The sequence below is a fragment of the Metapseudomonas boanensis genome (assembly GCF_018704125.1).
Taxonomy (GTDB): domain Bacteria; phylum Pseudomonadota; class Gammaproteobacteria; order Pseudomonadales; family Pseudomonadaceae; genus Metapseudomonas; species Metapseudomonas boanensis.
Map to the genome: position 1 here is coordinate 273,813 of NZ_JAGTIS010000004.1, position 19,603 is coordinate 293,415.

Here is a 19,603-nt window from a genome sequence, read left to right on the forward strand (position 1 = left end):
AAAGTTGTACACATACGATTGTTGTACAAATATATGGGAGTGCCGAGATGCCTGCTTTCTTGCAACATTTTGCGCAGACGTTCTCCACACTGGATGCGAACCGCTTGGACGCTCTGGAGGCGTTGTACACACCTGATGTTCACTTCCGTGATCCGCTACACAGCCTGAACGGACTCCCCGCGATTCGGCGCTACTTCGGGCAGATGTACGCCAGCGTGCGGGATCTGCATTACGAATTCCAAGGCTTCGATGAAGTTGGTCCCGATCGAGGCTACCTTCGCTGGACCCTGCGTTTTCGTCACCCACGTTTGGCCGGAGGTGGAGTAATCCAATTGGAGGGCTGCAGTTACCTGCGCTGGCATGAACGGGTTTACCTGCACCACGACTACTTCGATGCCGGCGCTCTACTTTACGAACACCTGCCATTGATGGGGCGACTGATTGCGTGGCTCAAGCAGAGGCTCGCATGAGTCGCATATGGCTGACTGGCGGCAGCAGCGGCATAGGGGCTGCGTTGGCGGAAGTCCTGCTCGAAGAGGGCCATCAATTGGCACTGAGCGCCCGCCAGATCGCGCCACTGCAAGCAATGGCGGAGCGCTTTCCCACCCAGGTGCTGGTTGCAGCAGGCGATATCAACGATCGGTACCACGTCGCAGAGATCGGTCGGCGCATCGAACACATGTGGGGCGCCCTGGATCTAGCAATCCTCAATGCCGGCACCTGCGAGTATCTGGAGCCGGGGCGCTTCGACGCAGAACTGGTGGAGCGAGTGGTTCGCACCAACCTCCTCGGAGCCAGCCACTGCGTGCAGGTAGCGTTGCCTCTGCTTCGCCGCAGCGAGCGCCCGCATCTCGCAGTCGTTTGCAGTGCGGTGACCTGGCTGGCGCTACCACGTGCCGGGGCCTACGGCGCGTCCAAGGCGGCCCTGCGATATCTCATCGAGTCCCTGCGCATCGACCTTGCCGCCGAGGGCATCGACGTGACCCTGGTCAGCCCTGGCTTCGTCGACACCCCGCTCACGCGCCGCAACGACTTTCCCATGCCCATGTGCTGGTCAGCACAGCGCGCCGCCCGACGTATAGCAGCTCACCTGCGGAAACGGCCTCTTGAGATTGCCTTCCCGCTGCCCTTCATCCTTGCCATTCGCCTACTCGGTAGCCTTCCGGCGCGCTGGCGCCTGGCACTGGGCCGACGCCTGGCACGGCCCCAACAAACGGATTGAAGCGTGCGCATCGCAATCATCGGCAGCGGCATATCCGGCCTCACCTGCGCGTACCTGCTGGCGCGCCGCCACGAAGTGGCTGTATTCGAGGCCACGGACTGGATCGGCGGCCACACCCATACCGTCGATGTCGAATGGCAAGGCCGAAGCTACGCGGTGGACACCGGCTTCATCGTGTTCAACGACTGGACCTACCCGAACTTCATCCACCTCTTGAATCAGTTGGGCACAGCCTCACGGCCTACTGAGATGAGTTTCTCAGTACACGATCCGGCCAGTGGCCTTGAATACAACGGCCGCGATCTGAACAGCCTCTTCGTGCAACGCCGCAATCTGTTGTCGCCTGCCTTCTGGAAAATGCTGCGCGACATTCTGCGCTTCAACCGCGAGGCCATGGCCGACTTGCAGGAACAGCGCATCGACTTTGCCACGCGGCTTGGCGAGTACCTGCACATGCGCGGCTACGAGCAGCGCTTCATCGAGCACTACATCGTTCCCATGGGCTCGGCCATCTGGTCGATATCGCGGGCACAAATGCTTGACTTCCCACTGCAATTCTTCGTGCGCTTCTTCCATAACCACGGTTTGCTCTCGATCAACAATCGCCCGCAATGGCGGGTGATCGAGGGAGGCTCACGCAGCTACATCGAGCCGCTGTGCGCCGGTTTCCGGTCGGGCCTACGGCTTAACTGTGCGGTGCAGCGAGCTAGCCGGGATGTCGACGGAGTGCGCTTGCTCAGTGCTGCTGGATGGGAGCGCTTCGACAAAGTCGTATTCGCCTGCCATAGCGATCAGGCCTTGGCCCTGCTGGAGACCCCAAGCGTGCATGAGAGAAAGGTGCTTGGCGCCTTGACCTATGCCAGCAATGAGGTGCTCCTGCATACCGACGACAGCCTCCTGCCGAAGCGGCGAAAGGCTTGGGCCAGCTGGAACTATCGGCTAGGTGGCCCACCTGAATCTCCGGCCACGCTGACCTACAACATGAACATCCTGCAAGGCCTGGAGGCCCCGGTGACGTTCTGCGTCAGCCTAAACCAGGGCGCGGCGGTCGACCCAGCCAAAGTGCTGGCACGTTTCGAGTACGCACATCCTCAGTACAGCCAAGCGGCGATTGCCGCTCAAGCCTGCCGGGAAAGCCTGCAGGGCCACCAGCACAGTTACTTCTGCGGTGCTTACTGGGGCAATGGTTTCCACGAAGATGGCGTGGTGAGCGCTCTCAAGGTCGCAGCCCATTTCGGAGAATCTCTGTGAACAGCAGCCTCTGCGACGGGTGGGTCAGCCATCGGCGCTTCGCGCCCTGCCCGCACACCTTTCGCTACCCCGTCGGAATGCTCTACCTGGACCTGGCCGAACTAGAGCGGGTACTGCACATCTCGCGTCTGCTGCGGAGCTGGCGCTTGGCGCCGCTCTGCTGGTGTGAGCGCGACTACCTGCCGGCCTGGACGCGCTTCGGCGTTCCATTGGCCGAGGCTGTGCGTGAATTGCTGCGCGAAGCTTTGGGCGAGGCACCTCAGGGCGCCATCCACCTGTTGACCCAGCCACGCAGCTGGGGTCTGTCCTTCAACCCAGTGAGCTTCTACTTCTGCCATGACGACACAGGGCGCCTGGCGGCGATCCTCTGCGAAGTGCGCAACACCCCCTGGCGCGAACGCTACAACTACGTGCTGCCAGTACGCCCCGGAGAACCATCCGAGTTTCGGGTGGCCAAGGCCTTCCACGTATCGCCATTCCTGTCACAGGACATGGACTACCGCATGCGCTTCCTGGTCGAGGGCCCGCACCTACGCGTACACCTGGAGAACTGGCGCGAGGGGAAAAAGCTGTTCGAGGCCCACCTCAGCTTGCAGCGCCAGACACTCGACGCTGCAGGCCTGCGCCGGCACGTTCTGGCCTTCCCGTGGATGTCCCTGCGTACCTTGACCGCCATCTACTGGCAGGCCCTTCGGCTTCTGCTCAAAGGCACCCCCTTGCACGATCACCAGGCCAGCGAGCACCACCTAAGCGTCGGCCAACCCGCTAACGAGGACTCCAAGCATGTCCGATCCCACCCTGAGCGCTAGCAAAGCCGGCAACCTCGGCCCGCTCGCAGGCGGCCTTTTCAAGCAGGCCGTTCTCGCCCAATTGCGTCGCCTGCGCCATGGCCACTTACGGATACTGTTTCGCGGCGGGCAACTGGATTTCGGCGATCCAACCAGCTTGCAGCAGGCCCAAATCGAGGTCCTGGACGACGCGGCCTGGGGACTGGTCGCCAGCAATGGCTCGATCGGCGCTGGCGAGGCTTACATCCTGGGCTACTGGCGCAGCCCCGACCTGGCTGCTGTGACCCGCTTGTTCGTCGCTAACCTTGCCGTGCTCGACGCCATGGAGGGCGGCCTGGCGCGCCTGGGCCGCCCGATGCTGCGTTTGCTCCACTGGCTCAATCGCAACAGCCGAAACGGTTCGCGCCGTAACATCATGGCGCACTATGACCTGGGCAACGCGCTGTTCGAACGCTTACTCGATCCCACCATGATGTACTCCGCCGCGATGTTCGAAAGCTCCGAGCAGAGCCTGAAAGAGGCTCAGTTGAACAAGCTCGAACGTATTTGCCGCAAGCTCGACCTGCGCCCAGGCAACCACCTGCTGGAAATCGGCACCGGCTGGGGCAGCCTGGCACTTTACGCAGCCAGCCACTATGGCTGCCAGGTGACCACCACCACCTTGTCGGAGGCGCAATACGCACACACCGTAAAGCGTGTTGAGGCCCAGGGCCTGCAGCAACGTGTTCGCGTGTTGCGAGAGGACTACCGCGACCTCGAGGGGCGCTACGACAAGCTGGTATCCATCGAGATGATCGAGGCGGTCGGCCACCGCTACCTTCCGGAATACTTCCGCCGTTGCGCTGAGCTGCTCAAGGATGACGGCCTGATGCTGCTACAAGCCATCACAATCCGCGATCAGCGCTACGAACAGGCTCGCCGCTCGGTGGACTTCATCCAGCGCTACATCTTCCCTGGCGGTGCCCTGCCCTCGCTGACCGTGATGCTGCAGACCGCCAGCGCCGAAACTCAGCTCAACCTTCTGCACATGGAAGACTTCGGCCTGCACTACGCCCGCACCCTGCGGCTGTGGCACGACAACCTCCGGCAATCACGCCAGCCCTTGCTGGAGCTTGGCTACGACGAGACCTTCCAGCGCCTCTGGGAGTTCTACCTGTGCTACTGCGAAGGCGGCTTCGAAGAACGCTCCATTGGCGTCGCCCAGTTGCTCTGGGCAGGCCCGGCATCCCGAAGCGCTCCACTGCTGGAGCGACTATAGGCCGAGGTATGGACCGGGCCTGGCTGATAGGCAACGCGCTCTGGCTGCAACTGGGCTGGTGGGGTTGCGTGCTTGGCGCACAGATATCCTGGTTACTGTTCGCAGTCGCCGCCGGGCTGTTCGCACACTTGGTGCTATGTCCTCACCCTCGGGCGGAGGCCGGTGCATTACTGCGCGTGGCCCTGGGCGGCTGTGCGATGGACACGACACTCGGCGCGATCGGTGTATTCCGCTTTGACCAGTCCCCTCTTCCGATCTGGCTTTTCCTGCTCTGGCTGGTATTTGCCTGCGGCCTGCGCCACAGTCTGGCCTGGGCCGCGCGGCCAGCCTGGCGAGGAATATTACTGGGGGGGATCGGCGGGCCACTGGCATACTGCGCCGGCGCGCCATTGGCTGAGGTTTCACTGCCGCTTGGCATCGCCGGTACAACGCTGGTGCTGGCACCGCTTTGGGGGGCTTGGATGCCTCTAGCATTCCGCCTGTCGGGCACGCGCTGAGCGGCAGCAACGCTCCGAGCCGTAGCGAACTTCGTCCCAACAGCGCGCCCAGCGCCTGTGCCGAAAGAACGGGCGACCACACACCGGGCAAACTTTGCTCGGCAGTTAAGCCTTCTTCACAGGGCCTCCCCGGCGTCCAGCTGCGCCAGCAGTTCCTCGCCACGCAACCAGAGTGCCATGCGCCGCGGCTCATCCATGTTCAGCAAATTGCGGTAGACCATGGCCAGGCGCGGGTTTGACCCCAAACGATCGCGGTGGCGCATGAGGAAGTGCCAATACAACGCATTGAACGGACAAGCTCGTGGCCCCGTCGACTCGTCAACCCGATAGCGGCATCCCTTGCAGTAGTCCGACATTCGTTGGATGTAGCGACCGCTGGCGCAATAGGGCTTGGAGCCAAGGTATCCTCCGTCCGCGTGCATCGCCATACCCAGGGTATTCGGGAGCTCGACCCAGTCAAAGGCATCCAGGTAGACCGCTAGATACCACTCGCAGACAGCCTTGGGGGCGATGCCGGCGAGCAGCGCGAAGTTGCCGGTAACCATGAGCCGCTGGATGTGGTGGGCATAACCCAACTCGAGGGTTTGGCCAATCACCTGGGCCATGCAGCGCATGTCGGTGGTGCCTGTCCAGTAGAACTCCGGCAACGGACGGTGATTACCGAATGCGTTGAGTTCGGCGTATTCCGGCATGCGCAGCCAGTAGATACCGCGCACATACTCGCGCCAGCCGATCAGTTGGCGAATGAATCCCTCGGCAGCATTCAGCGGCACCCGCCCTCGGCGGTACGCCTCTTCCACATCCGCGCCCAGTTGGCGCACATCGAGCAGCCCAATGTTCAGCGCCGCACTGATTCTCGCATGGAACAGAAACGGCTCGTCGGTGGCCATGGCGTCCTGGTAATCGCCGAAGGCGGCCAGAGAGAAATCGAGAAAGTGCAACCACAGAGCCTGTGCTTCGGCGTGGGTCACCGGGTAGTCGAAGGACTCCAGGCTGCCGTAGTGGTCACTGAATCTTGCCCGCACCAGCGCCAGCACTTCTTGGGTGATGGCATCGGCTTCGAAGCGCCTGGGAAACGGGCCACGCAGGCCACGCGGCAGTGCCTTCCGGTTCTCCGCGTCGAGATTCCAGGCGCCTCCCAGCGGGCTGCCGTCGGGCTCCAGCAGGAGTCCGCTGCGTTTGCGCATCCCGCGGTAGAAGTGCTCCATCCGCAAGTGGCCGCGGCCGCCGGCCCAGCGCGCGAACGCCTCGCGAGAGCATAGAAAGCGGCGGTCGGGGTGCCACACCAGCGGCAGGCCGCAGCCCTTGAGCGCCTGCTCCAGGCGCCATTCACCACACTCTGTGATATGCGCCTCCTCAGCCCCCAAGGCCTCCATCCAACGACACAACTCACCGGGCAGGCTGCCGCTATTGTCTGCGTCGTCCAGGCGCACGTAGATCACCCGCCAGCCGCGCTGGCGCATGACCTCAGCGAAATGCCGCATGGCGCTGAATATCAGAGCGATCTTCTGTGGGTGGTGAGCAACGTAACGCGCTTCGGCATCCACCTCAGCCATCAGCAATGCGTCCTGTCGGGCGTCCAGGGCGTCGAACAAGCTCAGGTCGAACGACAACTGGTCGCCGAGCACCAGCCCAAGGCGGCAGGCGGGCATCGTCATTGGGGAACCGCCTGCTGCAGGCATGCCATATCGCAACCGGCAACCAGCGACGCCATCTCGGGCTTGTAAATCCTCGGCCAGGCGTTCAGGTTGGCCAGCGCTTTCAGATTCATACTTCCTCCACGCTTACCAGGGCAGGCGCTCACCGTCGTATGCAAAGAAACCGCCGCTCTCAGCAGGCCCGAGGCAATCGATAAGGTCCAGCAGATCTGCTGCTGCCTGCCGCGCCGGACGCGCCAGCGCCGCACCTCGGAAAGGCTCGGACAGTTTGGAAATCACTGTACCGGGGTGCAGGCTCAGCAGGCGCGCCTGAGGTCGTTGGCGAGCCAGTTCGATGGCAGCGGTCTTCACCAGCATGTTCAGCGCCGCCTTGGAAGCGCGGTAGGCGTACCAGCCACCCAGGCGATTGTCGCCGATGCTCCCCACCTTCGCCGAAAGCAGCGCCATCGCCCCCCTTGCATGTAGCAACGGCAGGAAGTGGCGCAGGAGTAGCGCCGGCCCAATAGCATTGACCTGGAACACTGCCTGCAAGGCGTCTGCTTCGATCGCGGCCAGGCACTTTTCCGGCTGCACGCCCGAACGGTGCAGCAAGCCGGCTGAATGCAGGATCAACTGATACGGCGCCTCGACTGAAAGCTCGGCCGCGGCCTGGGCGATGGTCGGCGGGTCTTCCAGATCAAGCCGAGGCAAGCTCCCGCGCCCTAATTCTCGCACTGCGATGCAGCGTGGGTCTTCTCGCAGCAGTTCGCAGAAGGCGGTACCCAATGCGCCACTCGCGCCAATCACTAGTGCACGGTAACCATCGTCCATCGACTGAAGACTCAGGGTTTCTCTCATACGCCCTGCCCGCCCGGCTGCCGGCGGAAGAACAGGGTCACCTGGCCTAGTTCTACACCGAGTTTGCTCATGCTCGATCGGTTGATGAGGGTGTCCTCGTTCATGAGGTACATCCAGTCGTCAAAGGTCACCTCGAGGGGCCGACCGTCCACAGGCAGATTCATTTGGTAGCGCCATCGCAACGCATTACCTGCTACTTCGCCGTAAGCCTCACCAATCACATCGGCGGCACGGCCACGCCAACGTCCAGGAGCTTCCGGAGTCAGGGTCCAGACCCTGCGCTGACGGACGCCGTCGCTGTAGAGGAAACGTTCATCGAGGATCAACTGGTCACCGTCCCGCCGGCTGGTGATCTGTGCCTGGAAGCGCTTGACCACCTCGCCCGACCGCGCCTGGAAGATGCCCCAGGCTTCCACCGGAACAGCGAAAAAATGCACCAAGTCCAGGGACGGCTGGTCGCGGGCGTAGCGTTCGACGCTGACGCCGGCGCAGCCGCCTAGGCACAGGCAGGCCAAGGACAGCAGCATGGGCCTCATGAGCAAGCGCTTCATTCGGCGGCTACCTCAAAACCAAGCAGCCGGCGGCGCAGCTCGGGGTTGCGAGTGCGCGGGTCCAACCAGATTGCAAAGAAGGCGCGGGCGAAGTCCGGGTCCGCCACCTCCCGCCTCAGCTGTCCATCCACATAAAAGCGGCAGCCCCGGCCTGGCAAGTACAAGCCAGTAATGCTCTGGCCGGGAACCACATCGACAAATGCTTCATGCATTTCAAACTTCCACTGCGCCAAGCGCTTCGGGTCGAGCCCTTCGCCACCGAGCCGGCGTATTTCCTCCAGGCTGACCTCGACCAAGGTGTCACGCTTGAACTCGCGGTGGTAGGTCAGCTCCAGGGCGAAGGGCTGGTCCAGCGCTGGACTCACCTCCCGGCTCCAGAGCCTCGCCTCGTAGATTGCAAAGCCGAACCATTTCAGCTCGCCGGTACCAACAGCACGCGCTCCTGGCAAATCGTCACGCCAGTCTGCCAGAGCCGCTGTCGTGCCCAACAATAGCGCCAGGGCGAGACCGCTCACCTTGGGGAGCATGTGCTCAAGCACCCAGCCTAGTGCCACCTTGCTCCTCCGCCTGCCCGGCCTTACAATCGCTACAAATAGTTGTACAACTGTATATCTTGTACAGTTTATAGCGCGACCAGACTGCGCAGTCCAGCTGTGGCTGCTCCCAACCGATGAAGCAGCCAATCACCAGGGAATAGTTGGATGACGCTGTGCCAAGCTGGCAAGGACGTCGATGCCTCGATCAACCCGAGCCATAGGCAGTGCCCAGCTTGACGAGGCGTTGCTTGGGAGGGTGAAACAGCTATCGAGCTTTCACACAGAATTCCTCGATGTGTAGTGGTCAACCCATCCCGGACACCCATTTAGGGCGAGAATGCTCGCCATAGAGAGGTGTCCGGGATCAGTAGACCACTACAAGTCGACGCGGTAACTGTCACGACAACGCGGTGGCAGAAAGCTTTTTCCAGTTGCTGAAACGAGAACGCATCCGAAAGAGAACCTACGGCACCCGCGAAGAAGCCCGCAGTGATGTGTTCGATTACATCGAGATGTTTTATAACCCCAAACGCCGGCACAGCAGCGCTATGCAGCTATCGCCAGTGGAGTTTGAAAAGCGCTATTTCCAGAGCTTGGAAAGTGTCTAGGAAAGCCGGGGCGATTCAGATTCTAGGTGTTTGGTAAGTCAGCTGACGCGCTTGCAGAGAATCCCAAGCACCTTGAGGAGTTACGTCTACAGTGCCGGGCAGATCAAGCGAAGCTGAGTGAAGCCCAATGCAATTGTGTGCTGTATACTCGATCAGAGAATTTGACAACGGAAGATTCTACTGGAGCTGCGGTTCACCAAAGACTCGCTGCTGGTGGTCTGAACGCTTCATTGATGGGTTGAAGATGTACTTCTCCCTCTCGATATTGTTCTCCTCTTGGCGGCGGCGTGACAAAAAGGGAATTCTTATGATCTCAATGGATGAGCTCTTGACTATGTCTGGGCTTGCATGTCGGCGGAGCTGGTTTGAAGCACTTAAGGCCAATACATGCACCTTGGGTTGCGATGGCCTTCTTTTCGCGTTGAAACAAAATAGCAATACCGACAATTTACAGGCAGTGCTATTGAGCGATTATTCGCAGACTTGGAGAGAGATCTACGACGCCAACGATTACTCTCGCATCGACCCAGTTGTCTCGCATTGTCTATCCTCGACGACTCCCATCGTCTGGAACGACAGTATCTTCAAGACGCATCAGCAGCTCAGGTTTCGAGAGGAGTCAAAGGGGCATGGCCTCGTGCAGGGTGTTAGCTTGCCACTGCATTGCGCGACAGGGCATGTAGGGGTGCTAAGCGTAAGGCTGGAGTCGGTTCCTCAGCGTCAATTGAAATATCATCTGGCGCGTATTCTCCCAGGGCTGGCACTGATCAGAGACTATGCGGTCGATACTTTTCTGTCGCTGGCCGGCGAGCAGGAGTCCGATAATACCGTCGAACTCACACACCGTGAGTTGGAAGTCCTCAAATGGAGCGCGTTCGGCAAAACGACTTGGGAAATCGCGCGGATACTGAGCTGCTCCGAGGCCAACATTAATTATCATTTCGCCAAGATCAGGAACAAGTTCAATGTCGGTTCTCGGCGAATGGCAATCGTCAAAGCCCTGCAAACAGGGTTGCTGGAATTCTGACCCCGGCTAGTCTATCGCGGCCGTTCTTTCCTCGATCTGCTGGAGCACCCGCTGGCGGAGTGCCGGCTCCCAGACTTCGTCCCAGTGACGTACATAGAATTTACGTTGCTCCAGGACAGTGCCGGCATTGAGGTCGAAGTCTACGTTAATCAGCTCAATTTGCCGGGCCTTGGTAAAGGTCATGAAGGGTGAACTGGAAAGACGATCAATGTCGGTCTTCACCCCCAGTTGCTGTGCACAGTGGAGCGCAGCTGTGAGCGACTCTTGTTCAGCATGGTGAAGGTCGAATATCTGCGACTGCACCCGTGCAGCGTTCCATACCGGCTCCTGGAAGATGTACTGACACATGTCGACAGCAATATCACAATGTTCGATTTCTTCGGCGAAATGATACGCCAGTAGGTAAAGAATTCCGATATTTCCCGACGATGCGCAAGTACGTTCGAAATTGGAACCTAAAAAAAGTTGTTCGAAAAAGATGAAACTGGATACGCAGTTCTTGCTTTCGAATACGGCAATCTTGAATAGTGCGTCTTTGAGGGCACTGGGTTTCCCTTCCGCTATCCCCTGCATGATGGGCTTGTAATGCGCCTCATGAAAAGACTGCAGATAGGGATAAATACGTGGATGAAAGGCGTCCTTGATGGCGGGTGCCGCACTCAGGAATGAATTTAAATGCTTGTGTGCCTTGGCATGATGCATCTCCTGGGTGAGGAAGGCCTGCTCATGGTTCAGCAGCGCTTGGTCGTCAATGTACGGTCGCGCGTACTTGCTGACGAAGTTGCAGAAATATTCGATGTATTCTAGGTAGAACGAATAACCCACTCCGACTAATGAGGTCTGCTCGTCATAGGCCCAGCGGAAGTCGAAGTCCACACCAATGCCCATGGCCTGCCCGATGTCGAACGGTATTCTTCGTATTTTCATAATGCACCCTGTTACGTCCTGGCGAGAAGGCAGGCCGCGCGAGCAGCCGCCTTCACGTGATTTGCTTTACAAAAACAGGATCCTGTCTTCCGTTTCCGCGGAGTAGATAGCCCTTGTTTGACCCAGCCCCTTCACCAGGAATGAAACGTGCTGGGTACGAATTTCTTCCGTTGTGTAGGGGTTATGTTCACCGAAGATTTGCTCCATCAACTGGGTCTTCTTCCTAACGATACGGTCAATCGCACCTTCTCCGCGCTTAGCCGGTAGGAAAAGTTGCATGAGCTTGTTCTGACCTTCAAAGTAGGTCTCGTGAACCATGGCATTGTGATAGGTCAGGCCCGTATCAATCACCGCCAGGGACCGTTCCAGGTGAGCCGGGTCAGACTTGACCAGTTCCTCGATCACAGCGGCCCAGGCCTGGGTATGTCTGGCCTCGTCCTTCATGATGTTGGTGATCACCTCCTGCAGCGCGGGGTGATGCACCTGGCTTCGCAGATCCCGGTACAGTTCGGTGTTGACGACCTCGCCGAATAGGTGAGCAAAGGTGTAGCTGTAGAGATTCCAGTATTTGCGATCTTCGTAACACCAGACGTACTTTTCGGTGTATTCGCGAGTCGACAGGGTGTTCACATAGTCCAGCTCACCGGTCGTCACGTAGTGATAGGCCGTGGAGAGGGCAATGCCATGGCGCATCTCCTCATAGGAGATGATGTTGATGTAAGCCAGTATCTGGCCCCAGTCGTTGGCAAGCACCTTGGGGTAACCATTGCGGATCTCGGTCAGCAGGAGATCGTGGAACTGAGTGGCGGAAGCCTGGCCCGAGTATTCGCCCTCCGAGAGGCAATCGATGAGCTTGACCAGGTCCCTGTCGTGATCGTCCAGCTCTTTGAGCCAACCCCAGTCATAGCGCTTGGCATCCCAGCGCTGTTCGTCTGACAGGCAGCCGAAGTTGACGATGGTACTGATTCCAGACATGCAGATACTCCATCTATGAGGCGGGTGGAAAGGGTAATGACGCCTAGTCAGCAGCTCATGCCGCCATCGATGACCAGCGTCTGGCCTGTGATGTAGGCCGCGCCATCGCTCAACAGGTAGTTCACCAGCGAGGAGACTTCGGCAGTAGTGCCCAGTCGCTTGAGCGGAATCCGCTTGCGCAACGCCGGCAGAGCGTCTTTCAACTGGCTGGTCATATCGGTTTCGATGTAGCCGGGCGCAATGCTGTTGACCCGTAGGTTGAATCGCGAGACCTCCAGCGCCAGCGACCGCGTCATGCCGATCAGCGCCGCCTTCGTTGCCGAATAGACGGTCTGCCCGACATTCCCCTTCACCCCGGAAACTGAGCTGATAGTGATCAGGCAACCATCGCCTGATCCCATCATGGCAGCAAGGAAACCTTGCGAAACGCTGAAGGCAGAGAACACGTTACTGCTGAACATCCGCGTGAGCTGCGCTTCGTTCACATTGGAAAACAGCATGTCTTCAGCGATGCCGGCATTGTTGATGACCGCGTAGGGCGGGCCGAGGCGAGTAACCAGTTCCTGGGTGACGTCGCGTACCTGGCTATGGTCCGAGACATCGCAATGAACTGCCTGTACATGCCTGCCGGGCTCGCTGTTGATCTGCGCGACCAGTTGGGCGGACTCAGCTACGCTCGATTTGTAGGTGAACACCACGTCGTAGTCGAGGCTGGCAGTACGTACGATGTCAGCGCCGAAGCCGCGCGAACCACCCGTTATGAAAATCCATCTGCGCTTCATGTCTGTTGCTCCAGCAAATTGGCGATCAATCCCATTTCGACTGCGAGCAGCGGCTGGTCGTGGCAGTAGAGCATGAAGACGACCGAACCGAAGATGGAGTCGTTCACGCGGACCAAGTCCTTGCCCTTGACGCTGTAGTGGATCGACTCAAAGTCTTGGCCATCCAGCGCCTGCCACTGCGCCTGGATCAGCGACAGCGTGTGCGAGATTTGGTAGACGACATAAGGCTGGTGCTCGGAAATACCTTCGCTGGCCAGAAAGCGCTGGACGTCACTGGCCAATGCGGTCTTGCGGTTGTCTTCGATGTAGATCGAGAACAAGATTGCATCCCAGAACACTGCGGGATGGACTTCGCTGTCGATGGTGCGTTGCAGCAGTGCATGCTTTTCATGCAGGGCTTGAGCACTGAAGCGCTCAAGGATCGGGCGCTTCCGTTCCGGTGCGATACCAGTCAGGATGTCGGGGTCGATGCGTGGCTTGGCGCTGCCACTGTAAAGCGTCTTGCTATCGGCCGAGACCTTCAGGCGCTGAGGTGGCGCTGTGGTGTAGCTGATCTGCTGATGAAGCCCGATGGCATGCTTGAGGTGCAGCTTGATTTCACTGGGCTGATCGCCTTCGGTGGCTTCGTTGGCCAGATGGTTCTTCAGCGGCATCATCGCCAGCATGCCGTGCACGATTCGCCCCGAATGCCCGTTTGCGATGGCGAAGTCCGCGTCGAAGTGCACCGGGTTTCGATCTGCGGAAAACTGTGCCCAGTTTTCCAGGTCCATTTCATTGAATTGGCACTGCATATCACTGGTACCTGCTCACGACAAGGCAACTGTTCGCACCGCCGAAGCCGTAGTTGATATTCAAGACGTGGTTGACGTTGTCCAAGTACCGGTGGGTGTTGGGGATGTAGTCCAGGTCATACTCAGGGTCGGCGCGGTTCAGGTTGATGGTCGCAGGCGCCATCTTGGTCAGAAGCGTCTTGATGCAAAAGACGGTCTCGATCGCACCGGCCCCGGCGATCAGGTGGCCGGTGTAGGACTTGGTGCTGGAAATTGGAATGCTATGAGCTCGTTCACCGAACACGTTCTTAATGGTGTTCGTCTCATTCAGGTCGTTAAGCTGGGTCGACGTGCCATGAGCATTGATGTAATCGATATCCGCCGGATCGAGGTCGGCATCCTGGATGGCTGCCTGCATCGACATCGAGCGCCCCAGCAGGTCTTCGGCGGGCGCAGTGATATCGTAGGCGTCGGAGTAGTTGGCGTAGCCGCTAATCTCGGCGTAGATGATCGCTCCGCGCTTGAGGGCTTCGTCCAAGTCCTCGAGCACCAGTACGGCGCTACCTTCGGAGAGCACGAATCCGCTACGGTCCAGGCTGAAAGGGCAGCACGCCTTCACGGGGTCCTGCTGTTCCTTGCTCAAGGCACCCAGGATGTCCACTGACCAGACGTTGTATGCGCCGGTGATGCTTTCGCCACCACCGGCCAGCATGCACTTCGCGCGGCCATTGCGAATCAGCTCGCAGGCATCGCCAATGGCGATGTTGCCTGTAGCACAGGCGGCCACCAGGGTGTTCTGGTAGCCCCGCATGCTCCAGGTCATCGAGGCGGAACCGGTCCAAACACTGTGCATCGAAAAGATTGTGCTCAGCGGTGAGGCTAGGCCTGTCTCTACATACATGTCGTTGTTTTCGATAGTGGAGTCGACGCCTCCCCACCCGGTACCGAAGACAATCCCTCTGTCGAACGGTGAATAGTGTTTGTCCATCGTTTCGACCGGGTTGTCGCCGAATGCCATCTGAATCGCCTGCTCTGTGGCGGCCATGCCAATCCTTGCAAAGCGCGGCAGGGTCTTTGCGATACGTTTGGGTACGCTCTTGAGCGTTATCGGGAACTCGATCTTCCCGTAGAACTTCGCCGTGACCGATGGATCGACCATCGGGTGCAGCGCGTAGCCAAGTTGGTAGTCCTTGATTGCCCCCCAGATTTCATCGGTGTTACGACCCAGGGCACACATCGAGCCAACGCCCGTTACGACGACTCGCTTCTTCTTTTGCACATTGAACTCCTTTCAAACATCAGTTCCATGGGGCACGAATAAAAGAGCTAAGTGCGGGCCTCGTTGCAGAACTGGTAGAAGTCGCCCATGGTGTTCAAGTTCGCGGCGGGCAGCTTGTTGACATCGATACTTATGCCGAGTTCTTTCTTCAAGGCCACCTGAATGCTAACGTAATCTAGGCTAACCAGGTGAATATCGCTGATCAGGGTCTGCTCGGTGATGCCGTCGACGTCGTAGTCGGTAAGTTCGCCGATGACATTATTTACGACGTTTTCAATGCTCATTTCTCTTCCCCTGCAGTCACGGGTTTATTGGCACTTCCGGCCATGATTTCATTCATGATCTTGCGTATTTCTTCGGTCATAGGCACCTCCATTGAGAAGGAGTTGTTGATAACCGTGTAATCGATATACCCCATGCGCGCGATCGGTCGGATGCCGTCGATATCCACGCGTCCTTCTGGAGTTATGTAGTCATCGTTGATGTGCACGCGGATCACTTCTCCGATGATCACGTCCACAGTGCCCAGCTCACCGTTCCCCTGAACTACGGTGGTCGAAACGTAGCGACACTCCAACTGACAGGGACTGTCTTTCACCATTGGAACGTCGGAGAGGTCGGCCTTGACCTTTGCCAGGCCAGCAAGCTCAAACTCACTCTGGTCCGAAGGCACGATCATTGCTGAGATGTTGACGGCATCTTTCAGTGCTTCGGTGGCCATATTCCAGACAAACCATCCGTTTTTTTCCGCATTGACCGCGGAGTCCTTTCGTTGACCGGTGGGATAGTGGTTAGCCGAAAACATGACCATGGGCGGGTCGAAAGTAATGATTCCGCACTGACTGAAGGGAGCCAAGTTCTCGTTACCCTTGTCGTCGATGGACGAGATCCAGGCAATTGGTCGCGGCACCACGCAACTTCGAAATGGTGTGTACGGTAATGGGCAGTTATTTTCCTGTGGATCATATTTCATATAGCGCCTCCGAAATTTGAGGACGCATATTTGCAACCCATACAGTTGTCGCCAACAATTAGCCTTCCTAGCTATCTGAAATGATAGCCAGGGCAATATGGCTATATTTCCATTGCCTAGGACCACCGTTATTCGTGGCGCCTTATTAACTTACGAGCCTTTAGGCTGTGTTCGATGAGCGATGACTAATACAACTACTAGTGCAACAACTGGTGGTCTTCATCAATTGTTTAATTGGCACGTCACTGTTTGGCCTTGGACGGTCGAACTGGAACGCAGCCTGGCTCAAATGTCCACGTCGACTGAGAGAATTTAGAAAAAATAATCAGATTGTCAGCCGGCGCAGGAGAAACCGAGCCTCTGCAAGCTAACCTCAAGCTTCCGAGACGCGCGTGAGACGGTCGTGATGCATGATGAGCCTTCGCGCACGTTCGTTCCAGCCGTGAGTTCGTTCAACGACCCCAAACTTGGGGAGCACGACGAAGCTGCTGGTATGGTCGTGGTAGGGACGGCAGTTACCTGCCGCCCCCCCCCCCGCACAGATCCGTACGTGCGGATCTGCTCCTGCCTCGGGTAAGAGACACGAAGCGATCCTTTGGGTACGGATGTGCATTTCTGGGTTTAGATATATAGAGGTCAGCGACGCTGACCGTAGCGTGACCATTGGAGCCTATTACGCTGACTGTGCCGATATGAGGGATTGCCGCCATCGGCGGCAAACCGCCGAACGAAAAACGCCAAGACTTATCAGGTTACCCGGCACCGCGTGGTAGTTTAACTGTTGGGAGGAGTTCACTAGGACCAGTTGTATCTTCAAGCGGGGAACGGGGCCCAGGTGCGAGGTTCGCCCCGGGCCCGCCAGTGGTGAGCTGGATGGCTCACGCGGAGTGCCAGGCGGAGGAGTCTGCGATCAACCGCGCCAGACCTTGAGCAGCAAACTGGCGTTCACACCGCCAAAACCAAAGCCGTTGCAGAGTGCGTACTCCATTGGCATTGAGCGCGGCTCGCCCAGCACTAGGTCGACGCCCTCAGCGTCCTCGTCAGGCTTGTGGCAGTTGAGGTTGAATGGCGCTACCTGATCGGCGAGCGACTTGGCGGTGAAGATGCTCGCCAGTCCTCCAGCGGCACCTAGTAGATGGCCGGTGGAAGACTTGGTGGACGAGACGGCAACGTTCTTGGAGCCGAACACCGCCTTAATCGCGGCCAGCTCTCCCTTGTCGCCAACCGGTGTGGACGTGGAGTGAGCATTGATGTAGTTCACCGCGCCAGGCTCGATACCCGCCTGTTCAAGTGCCGCGCGCATGCATTGCTGGGCGCCTTCTCCATCCGCAGGGGCGGCAGTGATATGGTAGGCGTCCGCGCTGGTGCCGTAGCCGACGATCTCGGCGAGCGGCGTAGCGTTGCGGGCCAAGGCATGTTCTAGCGTCTCGATCACCATCACGCCGGCGCCCTCGGCGATCACGAATCCATCCCGATCGGTATCAAATGGGCGTGAGGCTTCAGCAGGACGATCGTTGAAGGAGGTGGCCATGGCCTTTGCTGCCACGAAGCCGCCAATGCTAACTTCGTTGATACAGGCTTCGCTGCCGCCACAGACCGCAACATCGGCTTCGCCGTTCTGAATCATGCGTACTGCGTCACCGATCGCCTGGACGCCAGCGGCACAAGCGGTGGCCGGGGCGCCCAGCGGGCCCTTGAAGCCGTACTTGAGAGAAACCTGTCCTGCGGCCATGTTCACCAGGAAGCCTGGCACGGTGAACGGAGAGATGCGCCGATGGCCGCTGGTGTTGATGGTGTTGACGGTGTCGCGGACGAAATGCAGCCCGCCGATTCCCGAGGCAATAACGGTCGCGGTGCGTCTCTTCTGCTCCTCGGTTGGGCTCCAGCCCGCTTGCTCAATCGCTTCGCTGGCAGCTGCCAGGGCGAAAAGAATGAACCGGTCCATGCGTCGCGCCTCTTTGGGCTCGACAAATTGATTGGCGTCCAACCCAGCTTCGGAATCATCTTTCTTGTCCGGTACGGTACCCGCTATGCGCACAGGAAGTTCACCGAACGGCTCGATCTGGCGAACGCCGGACTTACCCTGCAGCAAGCGCTCCCAACTGCACTCGACACCCACGCCCAGCGGCGAAACGGCACCCATTCCCGTGATTACAATTCGCTTTGCCATGAGTTGAATCCCTCTAGTCTCGATGTCTGGCCGTTGGCCAGCTTTTGTCAGGCCGCAACCGTGGCGTAATCAAATTCGGCATTTGATAGTTACCTCCACCCTGGGTCAACCAATCCCAAGGTCGACTATCAGAACTGATAGTCGACCTTGGGATAGTCTGAATTAGCCCGACATTTACGGGCCACTTCGCCAGCAGAGATTGCAAAAACGACGACAGGTCGAAATACGATCAGATCTGTCGTCTATTTCATGCTGTAGGCTGCTGCGAGCACCTCGCAGCAGCGACTTCCCGCATTACAGACGCACTTCTCCTGCATTCGCCAGTAATGCCAATGCGCCACCCACAGGTTCGACAGCGCGAACAACGCCACCAACTGAGCGATGTTCTTCACCAGCCCTCGGAAGCGCACCCTGGCATGGCCAAACTGCCGCTTGATCGCCCGGAATGCATCTTCGACCTTGGCACGCATCTGGGCCTTGGCCTTCTTAATCTTGCGTTTGGCTTTGTATAGCGCGCTACGCTTATCGAGCTTCTTATAGGTACTGCGACGAGCGGCGATCTGCTAGATGACCTGGCGGCCCTCATACTCCGGGCGTTTCCCGACACCGGTGTAACCCACGTCGGCACCAACATGTTTTCATCGCCATGCAGCAGCTTATCGACCTGGGTGACATCAGCCACGTTAGCCGTCGTAGAGGGCTTTCACCTCCAAGTCATCCAGCTCACCACCATAGTGAGCCAATCAGCGCAGCCCGGCTCGCTCGCCGAGCATCGGGATGCCCAGGCTTTTGCAGGTAGTCTGGTTCAGCTTGATACGCAGGGCAATCGCGTTTTCGACACCAATGCGTAAGGCCGGACCGAACCGGCTGATGTCCAGTCCTTTTTTCCTGAGCAGTTTTTCCACGCCTAGAGTGGTTACGGTGACGAACTGTTCAACGCCCTGCTCAAGTGCAAATTCAATCACGGCCTTGATGGCCAGAACCGAGTCGGTGGACAAGCCATGGGACTGCTTATTGCGTGCAAGAATGGCAAAACGACTCAGTTCCCAAATACGGCTTGAGCGAGGTCGCTCAGCCCCATGCAACAACTCTGGGAAAGTGTCCTTGAGCATGTAGGGACCGGTCGTTGGCAAGATCCGCCAGCAGCCAAACTGCTGTTGCGCTGCGGCCTTGTCTTCAAGAATGATATAATAAGGATTAAGTGCGTCATAGCCATCGATTTCCATATCGGCAATAATCGAAACATCCCAGCGCTTTCTGTCCTTGAATACTTTTGCGCGAAGTTTGTGCATGCGTGTCAGACAATCTTCATCGAGTGTTGTGCGCGTACCAATTTCAACAATCATACGGACTTCCTCTAAAAGAGGAAATTATCCAGCCAACACCGGGATATATTAACTGACAACACTGCTAGTTGCACACCTTGAGGAAGGTTACTATATCCAAATTTTGCCATAGCAAACGGATTGCGACTATCGCTTCTGTTAGTAGGGG

Annotated in this window: 21 protein-coding genes and 3 pseudogenes; 8 read left to right on the top strand and 16 right to left on the bottom strand. The window is 58.4% G+C overall.

Annotated features, from left to right (window positions below):
• Positions 1-47 precede the first annotated feature (47 nt).
• The 6 genes from J7302_RS10565 to J7302_RS10590 are packed head-to-tail and all read left to right on the top strand — an operon-like array spanning position 48 to position 5,016.
• Positions 48-470 (top strand): nuclear transport factor 2 family protein, encoded by a 423-nt coding sequence (locus J7302_RS10565; protein WP_215373629.1) that lies wholly within the window; start codon positions 48-50, stop codon positions 468-470.
• Positions 467-1,222, top strand: a complete 756-nt coding sequence (locus J7302_RS10570) for an SDR family NAD(P)-dependent oxidoreductase (RefSeq protein WP_215373631.1) — start codon at positions 467-469, stop codon at positions 1,220-1,222. The genes J7302_RS10565 and J7302_RS10570 overlap by 4 nt, the downstream gene beginning before the upstream one ends.
• 3 nt (positions 1,223-1,225) lie before the next feature.
• The gene (locus J7302_RS10575) at positions 1,226-2,473 is read left to right on the top strand and encodes an NAD(P)/FAD-dependent oxidoreductase (RefSeq protein ID WP_215373634.1); all 1,248 of its coding nucleotides are present in this window, start codon (positions 1,226-1,228) and stop codon (positions 2,471-2,473) included.
• Positions 2,470-3,282 carry a DUF1365 domain-containing protein gene (locus tag J7302_RS10580; protein ID WP_215373636.1) on the top strand — a complete coding sequence of 271 codons (813 nt, stop codon included), beginning with the start codon at positions 2,470-2,472 and terminating at the stop codon, positions 3,280-3,282. The genes J7302_RS10575 and J7302_RS10580 overlap by 4 nt, the downstream gene beginning before the upstream one ends.
• Entirely contained in the window at positions 3,257-4,519 is a 1,263-nt protein-coding gene (locus J7302_RS10585; RefSeq protein WP_215373638.1) for an SAM-dependent methyltransferase, read from the top strand. The genes J7302_RS10580 and J7302_RS10585 overlap by 26 nt, the downstream gene beginning before the upstream one ends.
• Positions 4,520-4,527: 8 nt before the next feature.
• Positions 4,528-5,016 carry a DUF2878 domain-containing protein gene (locus J7302_RS10590; RefSeq protein ID WP_215373640.1) on the top strand — a complete coding sequence of 163 codons (489 nt, stop codon included), beginning with the start codon at positions 4,528-4,530 and terminating at the stop codon, positions 5,014-5,016.
• Here the strand turns inward: J7302_RS10590 and J7302_RS10595 are convergent.
• The 5 genes from J7302_RS10595 to J7302_RS10615 form a co-directional block, all read right to left on the bottom strand.
• Positions 4,987-5,121 carry a DUF2256 domain-containing protein gene (locus tag J7302_RS10595; protein WP_251702009.1) on the bottom strand — a complete coding sequence of 45 codons (135 nt, stop codon included), beginning with the start codon at positions 5,119-5,121 and terminating at the stop codon, positions 4,987-4,989. The two genes, J7302_RS10590 and J7302_RS10595, sit on opposite strands and share 30 nt — an antisense overlap.
• An 11-nt stretch (positions 5,122-5,132) precedes the next feature.
• Entirely contained in the window at positions 5,133-6,674 is a 1,542-nt protein-coding gene (locus J7302_RS10600; protein WP_215373642.1) for a cryptochrome/photolyase family protein, read from the bottom strand.
• 126 nt (positions 6,675-6,800) lie between these two features.
• Positions 6,801-7,511, bottom strand: coding sequence for an SDR family NAD(P)-dependent oxidoreductase (locus J7302_RS10605; protein ID WP_215373644.1), 711 nt, complete (start codon positions 7,509-7,511; stop codon positions 6,801-6,803).
• On the bottom strand, positions 7,508-8,047 hold the full coding sequence (locus J7302_RS10610) for a DUF3833 domain-containing protein (protein ID WP_215373843.1): 540 nt from the start codon (positions 8,045-8,047) through the stop codon (positions 7,508-7,510). The genes J7302_RS10605 and J7302_RS10610 overlap by 4 nt, the downstream gene beginning before the upstream one ends.
• Before the next feature lie 11 nt (positions 8,048-8,058).
• Positions 8,059-8,589, bottom strand: a complete 531-nt coding sequence (locus J7302_RS10615; RefSeq protein ID WP_215373845.1) for a chalcone isomerase family protein — start codon at positions 8,587-8,589, stop codon at positions 8,059-8,061.
• A gap of 389 nt (positions 8,590-8,978) precedes the next feature.
• Here J7302_RS10615 and J7302_RS10620 point away from each other — a divergent pair.
• Together J7302_RS10620 and J7302_RS10625 are read left to right on the top strand one after the other, a co-directional pair.
• Positions 8,979-9,206: pseudogene (locus tag J7302_RS10620) on the top strand (IS3 family transposase); the annotation flags it as partial.
• Between the two features lie 244 nt (positions 9,207-9,450).
• Positions 9,451-10,233, top strand: a complete 783-nt coding sequence (locus J7302_RS10625) for an autoinducer binding domain-containing protein (protein ID WP_215373646.1) — start codon at positions 9,451-9,453, stop codon at positions 10,231-10,233.
• 6 nt (positions 10,234-10,239) lie between these two features.
• Here the strand turns inward: J7302_RS10625 and J7302_RS10630 are convergent, their stop codons facing one another.
• The 11 genes and pseudogenes from J7302_RS10630 to J7302_RS10680 form a co-directional block, all read right to left on the bottom strand.
• Entirely contained in the window at positions 10,240-11,160 is a 921-nt protein-coding gene (locus tag J7302_RS10630) for a metal-dependent hydrolase (RefSeq protein WP_215373648.1), read from the bottom strand.
• Between the two features lie 66 nt (positions 11,161-11,226).
• Entirely contained in the window at positions 11,227-12,135 is a 909-nt protein-coding gene (locus J7302_RS10635; RefSeq protein ID WP_215373651.1) for a ferritin-like domain-containing protein, read from the bottom strand.
• Positions 12,136-12,182: 47 nt separating this feature from the next.
• Positions 12,183-12,917: an SDR family NAD(P)-dependent oxidoreductase gene (locus J7302_RS10640; protein ID WP_215373653.1), complete on the bottom strand. Its 735-nt coding sequence runs from the start codon at positions 12,915-12,917 to the stop codon at positions 12,183-12,185.
• Complete coding sequence (locus J7302_RS10645) at positions 12,914-13,708, bottom strand: MaoC/PaaZ C-terminal domain-containing protein (protein WP_215373655.1); 795 nt, start codon at positions 13,706-13,708, stop codon at positions 12,914-12,916. Before J7302_RS10645 ends, J7302_RS10640 begins: the two co-directional genes overlap by 4 nt.
• Position 13,709: 1 nt before the next feature.
• Positions 13,710-14,966 (bottom strand): beta-ketoacyl-[acyl-carrier-protein] synthase family protein, encoded by a 1,257-nt coding sequence (locus tag J7302_RS26940; protein ID WP_349814439.1) that lies wholly within the window; start codon positions 14,964-14,966, stop codon positions 13,710-13,712.
• Between the two features lie 47 nt (positions 14,967-15,013).
• On the bottom strand, positions 15,014-15,250 hold the full coding sequence (locus tag J7302_RS10655; RefSeq protein ID WP_215373658.1) for an acyl carrier protein: 237 nt from the start codon (positions 15,248-15,250) through the stop codon (positions 15,014-15,016).
• Positions 15,247-15,939, bottom strand: a complete 693-nt coding sequence (locus J7302_RS10660) for a flavin reductase family protein (RefSeq protein ID WP_215373660.1) — start codon at positions 15,937-15,939, stop codon at positions 15,247-15,249. Before J7302_RS10660 ends, J7302_RS10655 begins: the two co-directional genes overlap by 4 nt.
• A 325-nt stretch (positions 15,940-16,264) precedes the next feature.
• Positions 16,265-16,429: pseudogene (locus J7302_RS10665) on the bottom strand (IS5/IS1182 family transposase); the annotation flags it as partial.
• 420 nt (positions 16,430-16,849) lie between these two features.
• Complete coding sequence (fabF, locus tag J7302_RS10670; protein ID WP_215373663.1) at positions 16,850-18,109, bottom strand: beta-ketoacyl-ACP synthase II; 1,260 nt, start codon at positions 18,107-18,109, stop codon at positions 16,850-16,852.
• 294 nt (positions 18,110-18,403) lie between these two features.
• Positions 18,404-18,803, bottom strand: a pseudogene (locus tag J7302_RS10675) (transposase); the annotation flags it as partial.
• A gap of 49 nt (positions 18,804-18,852) precedes the next feature.
• On the bottom strand, positions 18,853-19,455 hold the full coding sequence (locus J7302_RS10680) for an acyl-homoserine-lactone synthase (RefSeq protein ID WP_215373665.1): 603 nt from the start codon (positions 19,453-19,455) through the stop codon (positions 18,853-18,855).
• Positions 19,456-19,603: the final 148 nt, after the last annotated feature.

Excerpts from the sequence above, each read along its gene's own strand:
- J7302_RS10565 (WP_215373629.1), top strand. The coding sequence starts at position 48 with ATGCCTGCTTTCTTGCAACATTTTGCGCAGACGTTCTCCACACTGGAT.
- J7302_RS10570 (WP_215373631.1), top strand. The coding sequence starts at position 467 with ATGAGTCGCATATGGCTGACTGGCGGCAGCAGCGGCATAGGGGCTGCG.
- J7302_RS10585 (WP_215373638.1), top strand. The coding sequence starts at position 3,257 with ATGTCCGATCCCACCCTGAGCGCTAGCAAAGCCGGCAACCTCGGCCCG.
- J7302_RS10590 (WP_215373640.1), top strand. The coding sequence starts at position 4,528 with ATGGACCGGGCCTGGCTGATAGGCAACGCGCTCTGGCTGCAACTGGGC.
- J7302_RS10600 (WP_215373642.1), bottom strand. The coding sequence starts at position 6,674 with ATGACGATGCCCGCCTGCCGCCTTGGGCTGGTGCTCGGCGACCAGTTG.
- J7302_RS10605 (WP_215373644.1), bottom strand. The coding sequence starts at position 7,511 with ATGAGAGAAACCCTGAGTCTTCAGTCGATGGACGATGGTTACCGTGCA.
- J7302_RS10610 (WP_215373843.1), bottom strand. The coding sequence starts at position 8,047 with ATGAGGCCCATGCTGCTGTCCTTGGCCTGCCTGTGCCTAGGCGGCTGC.
- J7302_RS10615 (WP_215373845.1), bottom strand. The coding sequence starts at position 8,589 with ATGCTCCCCAAGGTGAGCGGTCTCGCCCTGGCGCTATTGTTGGGCACG.
- J7302_RS10625 (WP_215373646.1), top strand. The coding sequence starts at position 9,451 with ATGTACTTCTCCCTCTCGATATTGTTCTCCTCTTGGCGGCGGCGTGAC.
- J7302_RS10630 (WP_215373648.1), bottom strand. The coding sequence starts at position 11,160 with ATGAAAATACGAAGAATACCGTTCGACATCGGGCAGGCCATGGGCATT.
- J7302_RS10635 (WP_215373651.1), bottom strand. The coding sequence starts at position 12,135 with ATGTCTGGAATCAGTACCATCGTCAACTTCGGCTGCCTGTCAGACGAA.
- J7302_RS10640 (WP_215373653.1), bottom strand. The coding sequence starts at position 12,917 with ATGAAGCGCAGATGGATTTTCATAACGGGTGGTTCGCGCGGCTTCGGC.
- J7302_RS10645 (WP_215373655.1), bottom strand. The coding sequence starts at position 13,708 with ATGCAGTGCCAATTCAATGAAATGGACCTGGAAAACTGGGCACAGTTT.
- J7302_RS10655 (WP_215373658.1), bottom strand. The coding sequence starts at position 15,250 with ATGAGCATTGAAAACGTCGTAAATAATGTCATCGGCGAACTTACCGAC.
- J7302_RS10660 (WP_215373660.1), bottom strand. The coding sequence starts at position 15,939 with ATGAAATATGATCCACAGGAAAATAACTGCCCATTACCGTACACACCA.
- fabF (WP_215373663.1), bottom strand. The coding sequence starts at position 18,109 with ATGGCAAAGCGAATTGTAATCACGGGAATGGGTGCCGTTTCGCCGCTG.
- J7302_RS10680 (WP_215373665.1), bottom strand. The coding sequence starts at position 19,455 with ATGATTGTTGAAATTGGTACGCGCACAACACTCGATGAAGATTGTCTG.